This is a genomic window from Photobacterium carnosum, from assembly GCF_021236965.1.
GTDB classification, from domain to species: Bacteria; Pseudomonadota; Gammaproteobacteria; order Enterobacterales; family Vibrionaceae; genus Photobacterium; species Photobacterium carnosum.
Window position 1 is genome coordinate 1 of record NZ_WMDN01000040.1, and the last position, 17726, is coordinate 17726.

General features: G+C 40.3%; 20 protein-coding genes. 6 read left to right on the forward strand and 14 right to left on the reverse strand.

Features of this window, described 5'->3' with window-relative positions:
- Positions 1-163 precede the first annotated feature (163 nt).
- The gene (locus tag GLP24_RS19130) at positions 164-436 is read right to left on the reverse strand and encodes an oxidative damage protection protein (RefSeq protein ID WP_101770389.1); all 273 of its coding nucleotides are present in this window, start codon (positions 434-436) and stop codon (positions 164-166) included.
- A 134-nt stretch (positions 437-570) separates the two neighbouring features.
- A complete protein-coding gene (gene mutY, locus GLP24_RS19135) occupies positions 571-1623 on the reverse strand; it encodes an A/G-specific adenine glycosylase (protein ID WP_152654138.1) in 1053 nt (350 codons plus the stop codon).
- A 249-nt stretch (positions 1624-1872) separates the two neighbouring features.
- On the opposite strand from mutY, the gene trmB reads away from it, so the two are divergent.
- From trmB to GLP24_RS19150, 3 genes are all read left to right on the forward strand, one after another.
- Entirely contained in the window at positions 1873-2610 is a 738-nt protein-coding gene (gene trmB, locus GLP24_RS19140; protein WP_101770391.1) for a tRNA (guanosine(46)-N7)-methyltransferase TrmB, read from the forward strand.
- A gap of 104 nt (positions 2611-2714) precedes the next feature.
- Positions 2715-3635 (forward strand): glutaminase B, encoded by a 921-nt coding sequence (glsB, locus tag GLP24_RS19145; RefSeq protein WP_101770392.1) that lies wholly within the window; start codon positions 2715-2717, stop codon positions 3633-3635.
- A 59-nt stretch (positions 3636-3694) separates the two neighbouring features.
- Positions 3695-4093 (forward strand): YggN family protein, encoded by a 399-nt coding sequence (locus GLP24_RS19150; protein ID WP_101770393.1) that lies wholly within the window; start codon positions 3695-3697, stop codon positions 4091-4093.
- 121 nt (positions 4094-4214) lie between these two features.
- Here GLP24_RS19150 and hemW read toward each other — a convergent pair whose 3' ends face one another.
- The 6 genes from hemW to GLP24_RS19180 all read right to left on the reverse strand — a co-directional run bounded on the left by hemW (position 4215) and on the right by GLP24_RS19180 (position 8681).
- Positions 4215-5375 (reverse strand): radical SAM family heme chaperone HemW, encoded by a 1161-nt coding sequence (gene hemW / locus GLP24_RS19155; protein WP_232616412.1) that lies wholly within the window; start codon positions 5373-5375, stop codon positions 4215-4217.
- Positions 5375-5968, reverse strand: coding sequence for an XTP/dITP diphosphatase (locus GLP24_RS19160; protein ID WP_045040878.1), 594 nt, complete (start codon positions 5966-5968; stop codon positions 5375-5377). Before GLP24_RS19160 ends, hemW begins: the two co-directional genes overlap by 1 nt.
- A gap of 231 nt (positions 5969-6199) precedes the next feature.
- A complete protein-coding gene (yggU, locus tag GLP24_RS19165; RefSeq protein ID WP_101770395.1) occupies positions 6200-6496 on the reverse strand; it encodes a DUF167 family protein YggU in 297 nt (98 codons plus the stop codon).
- Entirely contained in the window at positions 6493-7050 is a 558-nt protein-coding gene (locus tag GLP24_RS19170) for a YggT family protein (RefSeq protein ID WP_152654136.1), read from the reverse strand. Before GLP24_RS19170 ends, yggU begins: the two co-directional genes overlap by 4 nt.
- Before the next feature lie 9 nt (positions 7051-7059).
- Positions 7060-7878 carry a pyrroline-5-carboxylate reductase gene (gene proC / locus GLP24_RS19175; RefSeq protein WP_101770397.1) on the reverse strand — a complete coding sequence of 273 codons (819 nt, stop codon included), beginning with the start codon at positions 7876-7878 and terminating at the stop codon, positions 7060-7062.
- 92 nt (positions 7879-7970) lie between these two features.
- Positions 7971-8681: a YggS family pyridoxal phosphate-dependent enzyme gene (locus GLP24_RS19180; RefSeq protein ID WP_232616413.1), complete on the reverse strand. Its 711-nt coding sequence runs from the start codon at positions 8679-8681 to the stop codon at positions 7971-7973.
- Positions 8682-8706: 25 nt separating this feature from the next.
- Between GLP24_RS19180 and GLP24_RS19185 the strand changes: the two genes are divergently transcribed.
- Positions 8707-9744: a type IV pilus twitching motility protein PilT gene (locus GLP24_RS19185; protein ID WP_101770399.1), complete on the forward strand. Its 1038-nt coding sequence runs from the start codon at positions 8707-8709 to the stop codon at positions 9742-9744.
- Between the two features lie 16 nt (positions 9745-9760).
- A complete protein-coding gene (locus tag GLP24_RS19190; RefSeq protein ID WP_152654147.1) occupies positions 9761-10867 on the forward strand; it encodes a PilT/PilU family type 4a pilus ATPase in 1107 nt (368 codons plus the stop codon).
- 346 nt (positions 10868-11213) lie between these two features.
- Here GLP24_RS19190 and ruvX read toward each other — a convergent pair whose 3' ends face one another.
- The 6 genes from ruvX to metK form a co-directional block, all read right to left on the reverse strand.
- Positions 11214-11645: a Holliday junction resolvase RuvX gene (ruvX, locus tag GLP24_RS19195; protein WP_101770401.1), complete on the reverse strand. Its 432-nt coding sequence runs from the start codon at positions 11643-11645 to the stop codon at positions 11214-11216.
- Positions 11642-12205: a YqgE/AlgH family protein gene (locus tag GLP24_RS19200; protein ID WP_101770402.1), complete on the reverse strand. Its 564-nt coding sequence runs from the start codon at positions 12203-12205 to the stop codon at positions 11642-11644. Before GLP24_RS19200 ends, ruvX begins: the two co-directional genes overlap by 4 nt.
- 120 nt (positions 12206-12325) lie before the next feature.
- Positions 12326-13276, reverse strand: coding sequence for a glutathione synthase (gene gshB / locus GLP24_RS19205; protein ID WP_101770403.1), 951 nt, complete (start codon positions 13274-13276; stop codon positions 12326-12328).
- Between the two features lie 17 nt (positions 13277-13293).
- Positions 13294-14025: a 16S rRNA (uracil(1498)-N(3))-methyltransferase gene (gene rsmE / locus GLP24_RS19210; RefSeq protein ID WP_152654135.1), complete on the reverse strand. Its 732-nt coding sequence runs from the start codon at positions 14023-14025 to the stop codon at positions 13294-13296.
- A 132-nt stretch (positions 14026-14157) separates the two neighbouring features.
- A complete protein-coding gene (locus tag GLP24_RS19215) occupies positions 14158-14643 on the reverse strand; it encodes a SprT family zinc-dependent metalloprotease (RefSeq protein WP_232577707.1) in 486 nt (161 codons plus the stop codon).
- A 152-nt stretch (positions 14644-14795) separates the two neighbouring features.
- Complete coding sequence (gene metK / locus GLP24_RS19220; RefSeq protein WP_101770406.1) at positions 14796-15950, reverse strand: methionine adenosyltransferase; 1155 nt, start codon at positions 15948-15950, stop codon at positions 14796-14798.
- A gap of 1135 nt (positions 15951-17085) precedes the next feature.
- On the opposite strand from metK, the gene GLP24_RS19225 reads away from it, so the two are divergent.
- The gene (locus GLP24_RS19225) at positions 17086-17430 is read left to right on the forward strand and encodes a hypothetical protein (protein ID WP_045037807.1); all 345 of its coding nucleotides are present in this window, start codon (positions 17086-17088) and stop codon (positions 17428-17430) included.
- Positions 17431-17726: the final 296 nt, after the last annotated feature.

A 17726-nucleotide genomic window follows, 5' to 3' on the forward strand; every position in this document is an offset into this window, starting at 1 on the left:
GGCGCTATTAAAAGGGTTTTGAGCCTTTTCGTCAACCCTTTTTTTAATAATAAATGATTATTATGTTTGAGTGTCGGCTTTTTGTTCGTTATGGCGTGATTTTTTACTTTTTTAATGTGTTCCGCCGTTTGAGTTACGGCGGAATATCTCTTTGATCTCAATATTATTTTGCTGGTGGTGTGTAACCATCAATCACAACATCTTTTCCTTCAAACAAAAAATTGACCATTTCTGTCTCAAGTAGTTGGCGATGTTCTACATTCATCATATTAAGTTTTTTTTCATTGATCAGCATAGTTTGCTTTGCTTGCCACTGTGCCCATGCTTGCTTTGATACGGTATCAAAAATGCGTTGACCAAGTTCACCTGGGTACAATTGAAAATCTAGACCTTCAGCTTCTTGCTGTAGATGGACACAAAAAACAGTACGGCTCATGGAATATTCCTTATGCGTTTATTTTGAAATCACAGCGAGAAGAGCTGTATTTATAATTGCTGTATTTATAGCAATAGTTATACCAGACTCGGCCAGTAGCGGCTAGGGTCGAGGCGGGAATAACAATCGTGTAATTACTGCGGGTATAACAATCCTTCAAGGATCTTTTGTACTGGTGCGGCTAGACCAATTTTAGCGGGATCATGCAGATCATACCATTGCCCTTGGCGCTCATGAATCACATCGGGGAGTGTGTTTAAGGTAAATAAGACGGGTACAATATCGAGGTGATAATGACTAAAGGTGTGTCTGAATGCGATTAGCTGTTGTTGGCTGGCGATCAGTGTTTGCGGCTGACCTAATTGCTGCAATAACAGATCATCGAGATCGTCACTATCATGTTGTGGAAAACACCATAAGCCGCCCCAAATACCCACTTGCGGTCGTTGTTCCAGCCACACTTTGTCGCCATAACGTAAAATTGCGAACCAAGTTTGTTTTTCTGGCATCACTTTTTTAGGTTTTTTGCCTGGAAATTCAGTTTGTCGCTGTTGGGCTTTAGCAATACATTGGGCTTCGATGGGGCATAAATCGCATTTAGGTTTGCTGCGAGTACAAATCATTGCCCCCATATCCATCATCGCTTGGTTGTAACGTTCCACGCCAATGGCTGGTGTGTTTTCAGTCGCGATTTCCCATAATGCATTTTCAACGGGTTTTTTCCCCGGCCAGCCTTCAATCGCATAGCAACGAGCAAGAGTACGCTTAACATTGCCATCTAAAATAGGGTGGTGTTGGTTTAATGATAGCGATAATACTGCGCCAGCCGTTGAGCGTCCGATACCGGGTAGGGCTTCAACGTCTTCAATCGTTGTTGGAAACTCGCCATTATGCTCAGTAACAATTAATTGTGCTGCTTTGTGAAGATTGCGCGCACGGGCGTAATAACCTAAGCCGGTCCATAAATGGAGTACTTCATCTTGCTCGGCTGCCGCAAGATCGGCGACGGTAGGGAAGCGAGCCATAAAGCGTTCAAAATAAGGGATCACGGTAGCAACTTGGGTTTGCTGCAACATGATTTCAGATAACCAGACTTTATAAGGCGTCTTTTGATGTTGCCATGGTAGGGTTTTACGGCCGAATTTGTCATACCACGCTAAAATAGCGTCGGAAAATGCTGTACTCACGTTGGGCTCACTTTACTTATAGACTTAAAAAATGTCAGGTTGCGCTTTATTATTGAATGAGTTTGCGGAAAGTTGGAGTCCGTGGAGACGATCCCTTATACTGCAAGTCATCGATGTAATGGCGTCTATAATGACGTTATTGACTAAGATTGCATCATAAACTGGCGATTGTCACACTTGATAGACTTGAATTGAGTCTATAAATTTGGATAATGCCGTTCCGTTTCTTTTTTTGTTTGGATAGTTAGCATGAGCGAAGTTTCAAAAAAGTCAGGTGACGTAACTCTGACTGAATTTACCGATGAAGGCAAAATGGTTCGTAAGATCCGTAGTTTTGTTCGTCGTGAGGGCCGTTTAACCAAGGGTCAAGAACATGCGATGGAAAAAAACTGGCCAGCCATGGGTATTGATTTCGCCACTGAAATGCTGGACTGGACACAAGTCTTTAACCGTGAAGCGCCAGTTGTATTAGAAATTGGCTTTGGCATGGGTGCATCATTAGTTGAAATGGCACAAACTGCGCCAGAGAAAGACTATGTGGGTATTGAAGTACATAGCCCTGGTGTTGGTCACTGTTTAATGGGCGCAGATGCGGCTAATTTAACTAACCTACGCGTAATGTGTCATGACGGTGTTGAAGTGTTTGAACACATGATCCCCGATGGTAGCCTAGATATGGTGCAGTTGTTCTTCCCTGACCCATGGCACAAAGCACGTCACCATAAGCGTCGTATTGTTCAGCCTGAATTTGCTGAGATGCTACGTAAAAAGCTTAAAATTGGTGGTATTTTCCATATGGCAACTGACTGGGAAAACTACGCTGAGCACATGGTCGAAGTGATGGATGCAGCCCCTGGTTACAAAAATACAGCTACTGATGGTGCTTACATTGAACGCCCAGAAGATCGTCCTTTAACGAAGTTTGAAGCTCGTGGTCATCGTCTAGGTCATGGCGTATGGGACATGAAATATATGCGTATTGAATAATTGCAGACATTGCTGTGACTATCGATTAGGGTGGCAGCAGTAATTGCGTTATTTATTTAGAAAGCCAACTTTTGTTGGCTTTTTTGTTATTGGAGATGAAGTAAATGAAGCCGACAGAGACCTTACTCAATGGCATTTTAGATGAAGTTAGGCCATTGATTGGTCAAGGGAAAGTCGCTAACTATATTCCTGCTTTAGCTGACGTTCCTGCGAGTAAATTAGGCATCGCTGTGTGTTATAACGATGGTGAAATTATTCAAGCGGGCGATAGCCAAGAAAGCTTTTCTATTCAATCTATCTCCAAAGTATTATCGCTAACCTTGGCAATGGCACTATATGACGCTGATGAATTATGGGCGCGAGTTGGTAAAGAGCCATCAGGTCAGGCATTTAATTCAATGATTCAGTTGGAATTAGAAAATGGTATTCCGCGTAATCCGTTTATTAATCCCGGTGCGATTGTTATTTCTGACATGCTGTATAGCCGCTTGTGTGCGCCGCAATATCGTATGCTTGAATTAGTGCGTGAATTATCCTGTAACCCACAGATTGTTTACGACAAAATTGTGGCTAACTCCGAGATGCAACACAGCGATCGTAATGCTTCGATTGCCTATTTAATGCGGTCATTTGGTAACTTTAATAATGAAGTTATGCCAGTGTTAAATAACTACTTTAGCTACTGTGCATTAAAAATGAGTTGTGTTGATTTAGCGCGAACATTTTCTTATTTAGCAAATAAAGGTCAGCCTTTAGGTGCAAAAACGCCAATTATTAGCCAAACTCAAAGTAAGCATATAAATGCATTGCTTGCGACATGTGGATTATATGATGGCGCGGGAGAGTTTGCTTACCGCGTTGGTATGCCGGGGAAATCAGGTGTTGGTGGCGGTATTGTCGCAATTGTACCGGGAGAAATGACCATTGCCGTATGGTCGCCAGAGTTAGATCAATCTGGTAATTCTTTAGTAGGTACTGCGGCATTAGAGAAGTTATCAGCACGGATTGGACGTTCTATTTTTTAGTGGGTATATATCGAGAGGATATGTCGTTACCCACTTTTTCAGGGAAGCGAGTATTGTCTATGAATATTAAATCTTACATAAAAAATGGCTGTTGGTTATTCATTGGATTGGGTATCAGTTCATCGGTTATGGCTGTCGAGTGTCAGCCGTTGTGGAAAAATAATGTCAGTTTTACGGATGAAAAATTAATTTTAGAGCAAGACACACAGACCTTTACGATTAAAGATAATGGTCAGCTTTATTTTGATATTCATAAAGTAAATTTAGGCCCACAACAAACTGAATTATTGGCACAATATTATCAAACAATTACCACAGATTTGCCGTATGTTTTATCGCATGGTCAACATATTGATACAACATTATGTGATTTTGCAGCGGTACGTGTTGAGAAAGAAAATCAAATTCGACAACAGATCCCAGCATTGAAAAATTGGCGGAGTGTCAGTTTAGAATAAGATTTTTATTTTTGGGGTTAGCTTTGATTACTGATGACTAAAAAAAGCGATTCACTGGGTGATATCGCTTTTTTTATGATTATTTTTTGAGGTTATGTTGAACAATAATTCGGTGAGTTAACTACTCATCATCTTCAACAAAAACAGCTAATAAATCATTTAAGAACAATTTACCATGCTCGGTGATCTGCCATTGATCACCGCTATCTTGTAAATAATGTTGTTCAATCGCCCAATTAATATTAGCTTCAATAGTGGTTAACGGTAAGCCAGTACGATCAATGAAGTCTTGCTTTGGACAGGCTTCTAATAATCGAAATCTGTTCATGAAAAACTCAAAGGGACGTTCACTATCAACTACTGATATTTGTTCGCTTAAATAAGGCTTATCTGCTTGTAAATATCCACGTGGATGCTTTACTTTTACAGTGCGAACAATACGTCCATCAGCAAAACTAACCTTGCCATGCGCACCACAGCCAATGCCTAAGTAATCGCCAAAGCGCCAATAATTTAAATTATGTTGGCATTGTTTACCGACTTTACTGTAGCCAGAAATTTCATATTGTTGATAACCGGCTTCCGTTAACAGCGCATGACCTTGCTCAAAAATATCCCATAAATCATCGTCATCAGGCAATGTTGGTGGTTTTGAGTAATACAGCGTATTTGGTTCAATCGTAAGTTGATACCAAGATAAATGCGGTGGATCAAGTGCGATCGCTTGCTTGAGATCGCTGATCGCATCAGCAATAGATTGATCGGGTAAACCATGCATCAGATCGGTGTTAAAGCTGTTTAATCCGGCAAATTTTGCCAGTTCAATCGCTTTAATTGCTTCTTGGCTGCCATGAATGCGGCCTAAACGCTGTAATTTATCGTCTTGGAAACTTTGAATGCCAATTGAAATTCGGTTTACCCCAGCTTGGCGATAACCTTCAAAACGACCCGCTTCAACAGTACCCGGATTGGCTTCCATGGTGATTTCAATATTGTCACTAAAGGGAATGCGCGTTTCAATGGCTGCCAGTAAACGGCCAATTTCAGTGGGAGAAATTAAACTTGGTGTACCACCACCAATAAAAATTGAATGCAGTGGTCGCTGACCATTAACTAATTGGTACGCCATCAGATCTGTTTCGAGATCGTCAATTAACGCATCAATGTAATCCAGTTCTGGCAATTCAGTTTTTAGCGCATGCGAATTAAAGTCGCAATAGGGGCACTTTTGGACACACCAAGGAATGTGAACATATAAGCTGAGTGGTGGAGGAACAAGCATTAGTTAGCCTTTAGTGCACTGAAAAGTTGTTGAAGCGCTTTACCACGGTGTGATAGTTGTTTTTTACGACTTGGATCTAATTGCGCAGAAGCACATTGATCTTCAGGTACCCAGAAAATTGGATCGTAACCAAAACCATTATCGCCATGACGTTGTGTTAAAATACTGCCTTCCCATGAACCATGACACACTAGCGGTGTAGGATCATTTTCGTGGCGCATCATCACTAATACACAATGGAAACGTGCGCTGCGTTGTGCTTCAGGTACACCGTCCATTGCTGCAAGTAATTTATCAATATTTTCGGCATCTGTTGCGCCTTCACCTGCAAAGCGAGCCGAATAAATACCCGGTGCGCCTTGAAGGAAATCAACCTCAAGCCCTGAATCATCAGCAATCGCGGCACAACCTGTTTCTTTCGCAGCATGACGTGCTTTGATGATTGCATTCTCAATAAAAGTGGTGCCTGTTTCTGCTACTTCTGAAACATTAAAATCACTTTGAGCGACAACATCAAAACCAAAATCAGCCAGTAGGGAAGCCATTTCTTTTACTTTGCCTTGATTACCTGTTGCCAATACCAGTTTGCTCATATTGATGCCTTTTGAAAATGTTAATTTGTTAATGACGACTATGATAGCCGTTGTGTGGGTAATAACAAAGTCGTGCATTGTACGAGATGATTATTTACGGTTTATATACCTTTGCTGTTTATACCTTTGCTGTTTATATCTTGGTGTTGTTTATATACCAATGTGTCGACATAAAAAAAGCGAATACCAATGTGATATTCGCTTTTTTAAAGGTAACAGCTGGCAGCAAAACTATTGCATTAAATTCGCTATCGTTTCAGGGATCTGTTTCGGATCTTCGATACGAATTTGCTTGTGGCGACCTTGAAAGCCTTTTTCCACGTGCACTAATCCTTTTGCGACTTTAAATTGTTTAGCCAAATATTTAGCTAAATGCGCATTCGCTTTACCATCTACTGGAGGCGCTGTAATGGCAATTTTCACTTCACCACCATGCAGACCAACGATTTGATCGCGGCTGGCTTTAGGCTGAATGTAAAGTCGAATAACGACATCATCACCTTGACGAAATACAGCGTGATCACTCATAACTGGAACCAGATTGGTCCAATTAAATCACCCATTAGATAGTTAGCAAACTGCAATCCTAAGAAGATCACTAGAATACTTAAATCAAGACCGCCCATAGCAGGCAGAACACGACGAATCGGTGCCATTAGTGGTTCAGTAAGTTGATTCATCACATATTCCATTGGGCTGCGGCCTTGGCTGACCCAACTTAAAATGGCACGAATTAATAATACCCAGAATAATAATCCGCCAGCAGCTTTAATCAGTGCTAATAGACCAAATAATAAGAACAGTGGGTTAAAGGCTAAAGCACCCCCTGTTAAGGCCAGTTGTAGCAGAATAAATTTAGCGACACACAATACGTAACCAAACAAAATGGTTGCCATATCGATAGAGCCAATTGATGGGATCACACGACGTAATGGTGCCACAACCGGTTGGGTTGCTTTAACAATAAATTGTGAGAATGGATTATAAAAATCTGCACGTGACCATTGTAGCCAAACACGTAGCAACACAATCATGATATAAAGATCGAAGACTGTGGTAATTAAAAAAGCGAGTGAATTCATAATTAAACCTTAAAACAATTGTTCCATTTCTTGAGCACGAGCAACCGCAGCTTGCATTGCTTTAGCCACGATTTCAGTTAAATGATGTTGATTGAACGTATTAATCGCTTCTGCTGTAGTGCCACCTTTAGACGTCACTTGCTGACGTAGTGTAGCAAGATCCGTTTCTGGATTAGCTTGCACCATTTCAGCTGCGCCTAATGCAGTTTGTTGAACTAACAAGCGTGCAGTTTGCTCATCAAAACCTTGTGCCATTGCTTGCTGTTGGATCGCTTCCATAAATAAGAAGAAGTAAGCGGGTGCACTGCCTGCTGCGGCAATAATACCATTGATATCTGCTTCTTGTTTAACCCAGCAAATCTCACCGACAGCTTGAAGTAATTGACTTGCAAATTGATGATCTTGCGGCGCTAATGTTGCATCTGCATATAAACCGCTCATGCCCTTACCAATTAATGCTGGTGTGTTTGGCATTACGCGCACTAAATGCAGTTGGCTATCAAGCATCGTCGCCAGTCGAGCACTATTAATACCCGCAGCAATAGAGATCACTAATTTATTACTGAAATCTACCGCTTGCAATGGTAAACATACTTCAGCCATCAATTGGGGTTTTACTGCCAGTACAATAACATCCGCTTGTTGCGCTGCACGTAGGTTATCACTGTCGGTATGAATGCCAAAATCACGGCTTAACGGAGCTAGACGTGTTTCACTAGGCGCTGTAGCTGTGATTTTACTCGCGTCATAACCACTGGCTATTAACCCAGCGATGATTGAACGAGCCATGTTACCAGCCCCGATAAAGGCGATAGAACGCTGTTCCATGTAATATCCTTTGCTGTTGGTACGACGCGCAAATGGGTAGCTGAGTCGTTGACCGTTATTGAAAAACTATTGTTAGGATTTAAAAACTATTATTAGGCTTGGCTGCTATAATCACGCGCACCAAATAGGGCTGTACCAATACGAACCATGGTACTACCTGCGGCAATAGCAGCTTCCATGTCACCACTCATACCCATAGATAGCGTATCAAGCTGTGGATGGTGTGGTTTCAGTTGATCTAATAAATCTGCCAGTTTTTTAAACGCGGTGAATTGACTATCATAATCGGTTTCTGGTTGTGGAATCGACATTAATCCGCGTAAAGTTAATTGAGGCATGGTTGCAATGGCTGCGGCTAGTTCTACAACCTCATCAGCGGTAATGCCTGATTTACTCGCTTCACCGCTGGTATTAACTTGTAACAGCACATTTAATGGTGCCATTGTTGTTGGTCGTTGTTCATTTAAACGGGTCGCTGTTTTTAGGCGATCAATCGAATGAACCCAATCAAAATGCTCGGCAATTGGGCGCGTTTTATTTGATTGAATTGGACCAATAAAGTGCCAAACTAATTGTTTTTCGGCAGGATGATTCGCAAAATAATTAACTTTATCAACCCCTTCCTGAACGTAGTTTTCACCAAAGGCAAATAGACCAGCGTCAATTGCTTGCTCGATCGCAGCAACGGGTTTGGTTTTACTTACTGCTAGCAGTTGCACTGAATCGATGTCTCTGCCGCATTTTTCAGTTGCGAGTGCCATCTCATTGATGACCTGTATAATATTTTGCTTAATACTGTTCATAATTGATTCTTGAGGAAAGTTATTTATGGATATTACCGAATTACTCGATTTTAGTGTAAAGCATAACGCATCAGATCTGCACCTTTCTGCGGGCGTTCCACCAATAATAAGAGTTGATGGGGATGTGAGAAAGCTCAGTTTACCTGCTTTAAGTCACACTGAAGTACATCAATTGATTTTTGATATTATGAACGATGCTCAGCGTCGAGAATATGAAGAAAAATTAGAAGTCGATTTTTCTTTTGAATTACCCGACATTGGTCGTTTCAGAGTTAACGCTTTTCATCAGTCGCGTGGTTGTTCTGCTGTGCTACGGACGATCCCGATTCACATTCCAAGTTTAGCGTCACTGAATGTGCCAGCGGTTTTTTATGATATTGCTCAACTCAATCGTGGTCTAGTGCTAGTGACGGGGGCAACGGGTTCAGGTAAATCAACCACTATTGCCGCCTTAGTAGATTACATCAATAGTAACTATCAACGCCATATATTGACCATTGAAGATCCGATTGAATTTGTCCATACCAGTAAAAGTTGTTTGATTAACCAACGTGAAGTACATCGTGACACCTTGAGTTTCCAAAATGCATTGCGCTCATCATTGCGTGAAGATCCTGATGTTATCGTGGTGGGCGAGTTGCGCGATCAAGAAACGATTAGTTTAGCGTTAACCGCGGCTGAAACGGGGCACTTAGTGTTAGGCACCTTGCATACCAGTTCCGCGGCTAAAACCGTTGACCGTATTATTGATGTTTTCCCTGGGAGTGATAAATCGATGGTGCGCTCAATGTTGTCGGAATCATTACGTGCCGTTGTCGCCCAAAATTTATTGAAATGCACCTCTGGTGGGCGCGTTGCTTGTCATGAAGTGATGATGGCAACCCCTGCTATTCGAAACTTAATCCGTGAAGACAAAATTGCTCAGATGTATTCGATGATTCAAACCGGCTCATCCCTTGGCATGCAGACCATGGAACAAAGTGTAAAAATGCTGGTGGCACAAGGAATGGTAGAAGCCGAAGAAGGGCGTCGTATTCTTGATAGTAATCAACGTGGATTTTAAATAAATGAATAGTTGTATGACGTTAGATGACATTCTTGAGCAAGTCGTTATTAAAAAAGCCTCTGATTTATACATTACGGTTGATTCAGCGTGTTTATTAAAAATTGACGGCAATCTGCATGATATTGGAAAAGTATTAAACCGTGATGATGTCGATAGTTTGTTTGATCAAGCGATGGACACCAACCTTAGACAAGAATTTATCAGTACTAAAGAAGCTAACTTTGCTTTAGTTCGTAATGAACATCGATTTCGTGTCAGTGCTTTTTGGCAACGAGAATTACCAGGGATGGTGATCCGTCGTATTGAAAGCCAAATCCCTCAAATAAGTGATTTGAAGTTACCGATTGAGATGGAGCGATTAGCGTTATCAAAACGAGGTTTAGTATTAATTGTCGGGGCAACAGGTTCGGGTAAATCAACCTCGATGGCGGCGATGACTGGCTATCGTAATCAGCATCGAAGTGGTCATATTTTAACAGTTGAAGATCCGATTGAGTTTGTCCATAAACATAATAAATGTATCGTCACTCAACGTGAAGTTGGACTTGATACTGCTAGCTATGAAGTTGCATTAAAAAATTCATTACGCCAAGCACCTGACATGATTTTGATCGGTGAAATTCGTACCCGTGAAACCATGGAGTACGCGATGACTTTTGCTGAGACTGGCCATTTATGCATGGCAACCTTGCATGCCAATAATGCTAATCAGGCATTAGAACGTATTTTACATTTAGTACCTAAAGAACGACGTGATCAATTTTTATTTGATTTATCTCTTAATCTTAAATGTATTTTAGCGCAGCAGTTAGTTGCTGATGCTAATGGCGTTGGTCGTCATGGTGTCTATGAATTATTACTCAATACACCGCGAGTTGCCGATTTAATTCGACGTGGTGATCTGTATGAAATTAAAGATGTGATGGCAAAATCGACGGATGCAGGAATGATAACTTTTGACCAATCATTGTATGCATTATTTAGTGAAGGAAAAATTAGTGAGCAAGATGCGCTCTATCATGCTGACTCAGCGAATGATTTACGGTTGATGATTAAAGTGGGAGATCACAGTGTTCAGTCGTTAAGTAGTTTATCGGGAGTCACGCTTGAAAACAATTAAAGCCTATGATGATCCTTTTACTAAAGGATCATCATGGGTAAATTGATAATAATTATTACGTTTCAAATGCTTTTATTTAAATTATTGATTTTAATGTATTAAATTTTTTATGTAATAAGTTAAATACAGTGATTAAGCTTTTGAGTTTAAGTGATCCAAAAGCTGTACAAGCTGATCAAGTAAGTGATACCGCGGCTTGAGAAGTGAACAACAATGTTATAGAAATTGACTGTCAGCTTTGTGATGATCTTATTCACGAAAGCTGTACGAGGTAAAAAAAAGACAAGCTTCAGATGAAAGCTTGTCTTTTTTTATGTTCTTAGTCTGAGATGATAATCGCTGTTAACTAAGCGCCGTATTGACGTTCAAACCAACTTTCTAAAATCACTACCGCAGATTGTGAATCAATATTACCTTTACTTAATGAACGGTAACCGCCACGTTCAAAGAGCTCAGCTTTGGCTTCAACAGTACTTAAACGTTCATCGTGTAATTCAACCGCATAACCAAATCGACCATGAATCCGGTTGGCAAATTTCTTTGCCCGTGGCGCGATGGTTTCAAGTTCTTTGCCTGCGAGATCTAACGGTAGACCAACGACGATTAAATCAGGTTGCCATTCTTTAAGGATCTTTTCTATTTGATCCCAATTAGGAATGCCATCTTTAGCTTTTAAAGCAGAGAGTGGGCTGGCAGTGCCTGTGAGTTCTTGACCGATAGCAACACCAATACTTTTGGTGCCGTAATCAAAGCTTAATACGCTGCGAGATTTACTCATGCATGGCCTATATCTGATGACAGATTCGCGGGGCTAATACCCAATATTGCCATGGCTTGTTGCCAGCGCTGATCTATCGGAGTGGAAAAAATAATGTTGCTATCAGCTTCAATAGTAAGCCAATTATTATTCGCTAATTCTTGCTCAAGTTGACCTACATCCCAACCTGCATAACCAAGAGCGACAATAAATTGTTGTGGTGCTAGGTCTGTACCTAGTTGGGCTAAAATATCTAAAGAAGTGGTGACTGCAAGTTGAGGAGTAATAACAATACTGGAGCTATAATCAGCTTGAATCGTGTGTAATACAAAGCCGCGATCTTCGGCAACGGGTCCGCCATTGAGAACTGGGGCTTCAATACTTATAGGGTCAATTAATGGTTGTGTACGTTCAATATCAATTTGATCAAGCATGTCAGCAATTGAGATCTCAATCGGTTGATTAATGATGATGCCCATTGCACCTTCATCGTTATGTTCACAAACATAAATGACACTATGCTTGAAATTTGGGTCTTCCATCGTGGGCATAGCCACTAAGAAATGATTGGTCAGATTCATTTACAGCACCATTAAATACACATCAGCACCGATGATGGTGTTGATAATAAAAAGCAGCGATAAAATATAATCGCTGCGTTCTTGGTTTGATTATGGCTGATGTTTAGCGCTTAGGTGATTTTAGTTAGCGTTAATACGGCGTTCAATCGCGTCCATTAATTTACCTGTGATCGAAATATCAAATGCAGCTTCAATTTCACAAATACAGGTTGGGCTGGTTACGTTAATTTCAGTTAACTTGTCGCCAATGACATCAAGACCTACAAATATTAAGCCTTTCTCTTTTAAAATTGGCGCCACGGCTTCTGCAATTTTACGATCAGTGTCGCTAATTGGACGCGCTTCACCACGACCGCCAGCAGCAAGGTTGCCACGGGTTTCACCTTTAGCAGGAATACGCGCTAGGCAATATGGCATTGGTTCGCCATCAACCACTAAAATACGCTTATCACCATTACTGATATCAGGCACGAAGGTTTGTGCCATACAGTAGTTTTCGCCCATTGCGGTTAATGTTTCAATGATCACTGATACATTAGGATCATTTTTCATTACACGGAAGATAGATGAGCCACCCATGCCATCAAGTGGTTTTAGAATCACATCACCGTGTTCTTTATGGAACGCTTTTAGTTTGTCAGCACGACGCGTCACAATTGTGGTTGGCGTTAGCTCTGGGAACCATGCGGTAAACAATTTTTCATTACAATCACGTAGGCTTTGCGGTTTATTAACGATTAAAGCACCGTTATCTTCTGCACGCTCAAGAATGTAAGTGGCATAAATGTATTCAGTATCAAACGGAGGATCTTTACGCATTAATACTGCATCAAGATCCGCAAGTGGGATTTCTTGCTCATTATGGAATTCAAACCAGTCGTTTGGATCTTTTTTTACAGTGACAGTGCGTGTACGTGCAATCGCGACACCTTGCTCTAAAGAAAGATCACTCATTTCCATGTAGTGTAATTCCCAACCACGACGTTGTGCTTCCATCATCATGGCAAAGGTCGAATCTTTTTTGATATTGATAGACTGGATAGGGTCCATCACGATACCTAGCTTGATCATTGTTTTCTCCTGATTACTTAGCCTAGATCACCAAAGCGAACTTGCAGTGCGGTAATGGCTGTCATTGCGGTAGTCTCAGTGCGTAATACACGTGGGCCTAATAGAATTTCATCAAATTTATATTGTTCTGTCATGCTGATCTCTTCAGCTGACAAGCCACCTTCAGGACCGATCAATAACCGAACTTTGGTTACTGGGGTAGGGAGGGTGTTAATAGAATAATGCGCACGAGGGTGCAAATTCAGTTTTAAACCATCATATTCTTCTGCGCACCATTGCTCCAGTTTCATTACTGGGCGAATGGTAGGTACAACGTTACGACCACATTGTTCGCAGGCGGCAATTGCAATTTTTTGCCACTGTTCAAGTTTCTTTTCAAATCGTTCAGCATTAAGTTTAACGCCACAACGCTCTGAAATAAGCGGTGTAATAGTGTTAACTCCAAGCTCAACCGATTTTTGAATGGTGAACTCCATTTTATCACCACGTGAAATCACTTGGCCTAAATGAATATCTAATGGTGATTCAATACTATGTTCAACACGTTCTTGAATTTCAACTTCAACACTTTTTTTGTTAGCGCTGCTAATAACAGCGGGGAATTCAGCATTGCTGCCATCAAACAGTAATACTTGATGTCCAACTTGCATCCGCATAACGCGGCCAACATGGTTAGCCGCATCGTCGCTAAGCATAACCGTACCTTGGCTTGGTAAAGGTTGTGGATGGTAAATTCGTGGAATTCTCATGATGCGGTCATCTGTAGTAATTGTTGGGTAATAGAAGATATTACCATGGTTAACGACAGAAGAGAGGGCAAAAATCAGTGTGGCGATGAACGAATAATAAAAATTATCGAGGTCGTTTAAATACGATTCAAATTACGATGCTTTGAGCTGTAGCGGTTGGCGACATTTACGGCAATGGTAGCTGGCTTGTCCTCGTAGAACCTTATTATGACGTCGAATGGTTAGTGGGTATTCACTACAAGGGCAGTGGTAGAGAAATGTAGCCCCAACGACTGAGCTAACATTAAAGTTGTGGGTGGTTTTAGGTATGACTTTAAATACTTCAGCCATGATTATTTGCCATTCACGACCATGAGGACGAACGCGACCGAAGTGTTTAAATACCACTAAATGGGCAACTTCATGGGCAACCACTTCATTAAGGAATGCATTCGGGTTTTCTGCCAGCAATATAGGATTAAAGCGTAGTTCCCATTTTTGTAGATGGGCTGTACCGGCTATTTTACCGCGTTGATTAAAATTAACCGTAGGTATGGATAGGCGTTTATTCAGACGCTGGTTAGCATGATGAATGCAATACTCTACGTGAGTAAGCACTTGCTTTTGTAGCGGGGTCATAGCCTTAAATATCCTCAGTTAAACTCTATATTGGTCGGTAATTAATGCAGATGACTATACACCGCCAGATAAATATTAACGATTATTTTATTTTAAACATAAAAAAAGGACGAATAATCGTCCCTTAGTAATTGATAAACCTAATTTTATTATTATTTAAGTTTAGCGAAGTCGCGTAGTTCGTCTACTTTGTCGGTTTTTTCCCAAGGGAATTCTTCACGACCAAAGTGACCGTATGCAGCTGTCTTTTTATAGATAGGCTGAAGTAGGTTTAGCATTTCTTGTAGGCCGTATGGGCGTAGGTCGAAGTGCTGACGAACAGCTTCAATAATAATATCTTGATGTACTTTTTCAGTACCAAACGTCTCAATCATGATAGACGTTGGATCAGCAACACCGATAGCGTATGAAAGTTGAATTTCACAACGATCAGCCATACCCGCTGCAACGATATTTTTCGCTACATAACGTGCTGCATATGCTGCTGAACGGTCAACTTTTGATGGATCTTTACCAGAGAATGCACCGCCGCCGTGACGTGCTGCGCCGCCGTAGGTATCAACGATAATTTTACGACCAGTTAAGCCACAGTCACCCATTGGGCCACCGATAACAAAACGACCGGTTGGGTTGATAAAGAATTTAGTATCTTTACGTAACCATTCTTCTGGTAAAACTGGCTTGATGATTTCTTCCATTACAGCTTCACGAAGATTTTCTATAGAAATCGAATCACTGTGCTGTGTTGAAAGAACAACTGCATCAATACCAACAATTTTACCTTGATCGTATTCAAACGTTACTTGAGATTTAGCATCAGGACGTAACCAAGGTAGGCTGCCATTTTTACGTACGAGTGCTTGACGTTGAACAAGACGGTGAGCGTAAGTAATCGGTGCAGGCATTAATTCTTTAGTTTCGTTGGTTGCATAACCAAACATAATACCTTGGTCACCAGCGCCCTGCTCTTTAGGGTCTGCTTTATCAACGCCTTGGTTGATGTCTGGTGATTGCTTACCAATGGTATTTAATACTGCACAAGAATTAGCATCAAAGCCCATGTCAGAGTGAACATAACCGATTTCGCGCACTGTTTCACGAGTGATTTCTTCGATATCAACCCAAGCTGATGTTGTTACTTCGCCACCGACCATTACCATGCCAGTTTTTACGTAAGTTTCACAAGCAACACGTGCTTTTGGATCTTGCTCTAAAATTGCATCCAAGACTGCGTCTGAAATTTGGTCTGCAATTTTATCTGGATGACCTTCTGATACCGACTCAGAAGTAAACAGATGTTTAGCCATTGATGGTCTCACTTATATTCATAAATTTGGTAGAACGGTAGCGGTAATACTGATACTGCACTGCATTCCATACGTTTATATGTATGGAGCTACCTCCGTCTAGACGTCTATAATACCCCGACCAGTTATAAAATCAACAATGTAATCTGTAAGGATTTAGTCAAATTTTTCGTTAATTAAAAATTATGCTGATTCTTGTTCTTGTTTTTAATATAAAAAACCAAAGTTAAATTTGTTTCATCTTATTGAATATATTTGGTTTTTTATATTTTCCTGAAAAATAAAACAATTATATTTGACGGTATCTATTTAAGACAATATTTCTATGAAATGAAGTGATCGCTGATAAATAGCAACATCATTTATTCGTAAATTATTATTTTATGACTATTTGGCGCAGATCTGTCTTCTCGCAATGCGGTGTTTCGTAAAGATCTCGCCAATACAATTCGAGTAATTAATTATAGATGGTGTGCAACAAGCAAACTTGGATAGAATTAATTTTCAGCTCAGAATCAGGCTTTAAAAAGGACGTAAATAGCGGTCTTTTTTTATGAGGATAATTCCTACTAAACATTAAAAATAATAACAATATTAAACTACAACATACATTACTAAAACTAATCTGAAGTGGTTGTTTTTATCGCTTTTAAAGCGTAGTTAAATATCTATAATGGCCACATCAAAACACGACCACAAGCCTTATAGAATCAATGGTTAGGCTATGGTTGTACTATTAAAAAAGCTTAGTTTTTTGAGGAAAAAGATATGACTGGTATCGTTAATAAAATTATTGCACTTTACGCTCCTGTATTCGCTCCTATGTACAAAAGCGGCAACATGATTAAGTAAAGTTAGTGTTAAGGTTTACCTTAACCATTAAACATCTTCTTTAAGAAGGCTTTGAGCTGATTGCTCAAAGCCTTTTTTACGTTTAGAGCTAAAGTGCATTTTCCTCAAAAAACGAATAATCCATAAAACCATACTTTTTGGTCATATTTTTATATTTAGACATTCCGTTAACGATGTATTTCGCTGACGTTTGTCAATTTTTAATTTTGTTACATTATTTATCTTTTCTTTATTTTTATAATGATTAAAATAAACTCATAAGTTTACTTTTTTGAGTGTTGTGATGAAAAAAGCTATTTTAGGATTATTGTTAGGTGCAATGGCATTTGCTTCGATTCCTGCGCAAGCAAATAATTGGGGATCTTGGGGCGATACTAAAAAAGGTCGTGTTGAGAGTGCTCGAATTTGTGGCAAGAATGGTTATATCTTTAAAGTTCGAGATAGTTTTTATGTTGCTAAATACCAATCAGGTAAACGCTTTGCCGTTGGTGTACCCGTTAAAGCTCGTTTTGGTAAAAATAAGTGGCTACGTGTTGAAGGGCTTAAGAACGACGGTAATTACCTTGTTAAGCGTAAGTACTACAGCTTAGCTAAAGCAAAAGCGAGCGCATGTGGTTTAGCGTGGTAAGTCATCTTTGATGATATGAATTGTAGAAAGGTCGCTAAGGCGGCCTTTTTTGCATCTGTGCATTATTGAATTGGTCGCATTACGAAGATATTTAAAAGTGGGCAGTTGTTATGGTGCCAGCCGAGTAGAAAAGCTGACTTTTTCATAAATGGCTACCCAATAGCGTTCAAATGAAAATTTTTGAATTGAGTAACACTAATAACAATACACTAACGTTAGTTTTAGCTTCATTTAGCTTAACAAAACCGTTTAAAACGCTGACTTTTGGAGTGTTTTTGTATGAACGGCGATCACGT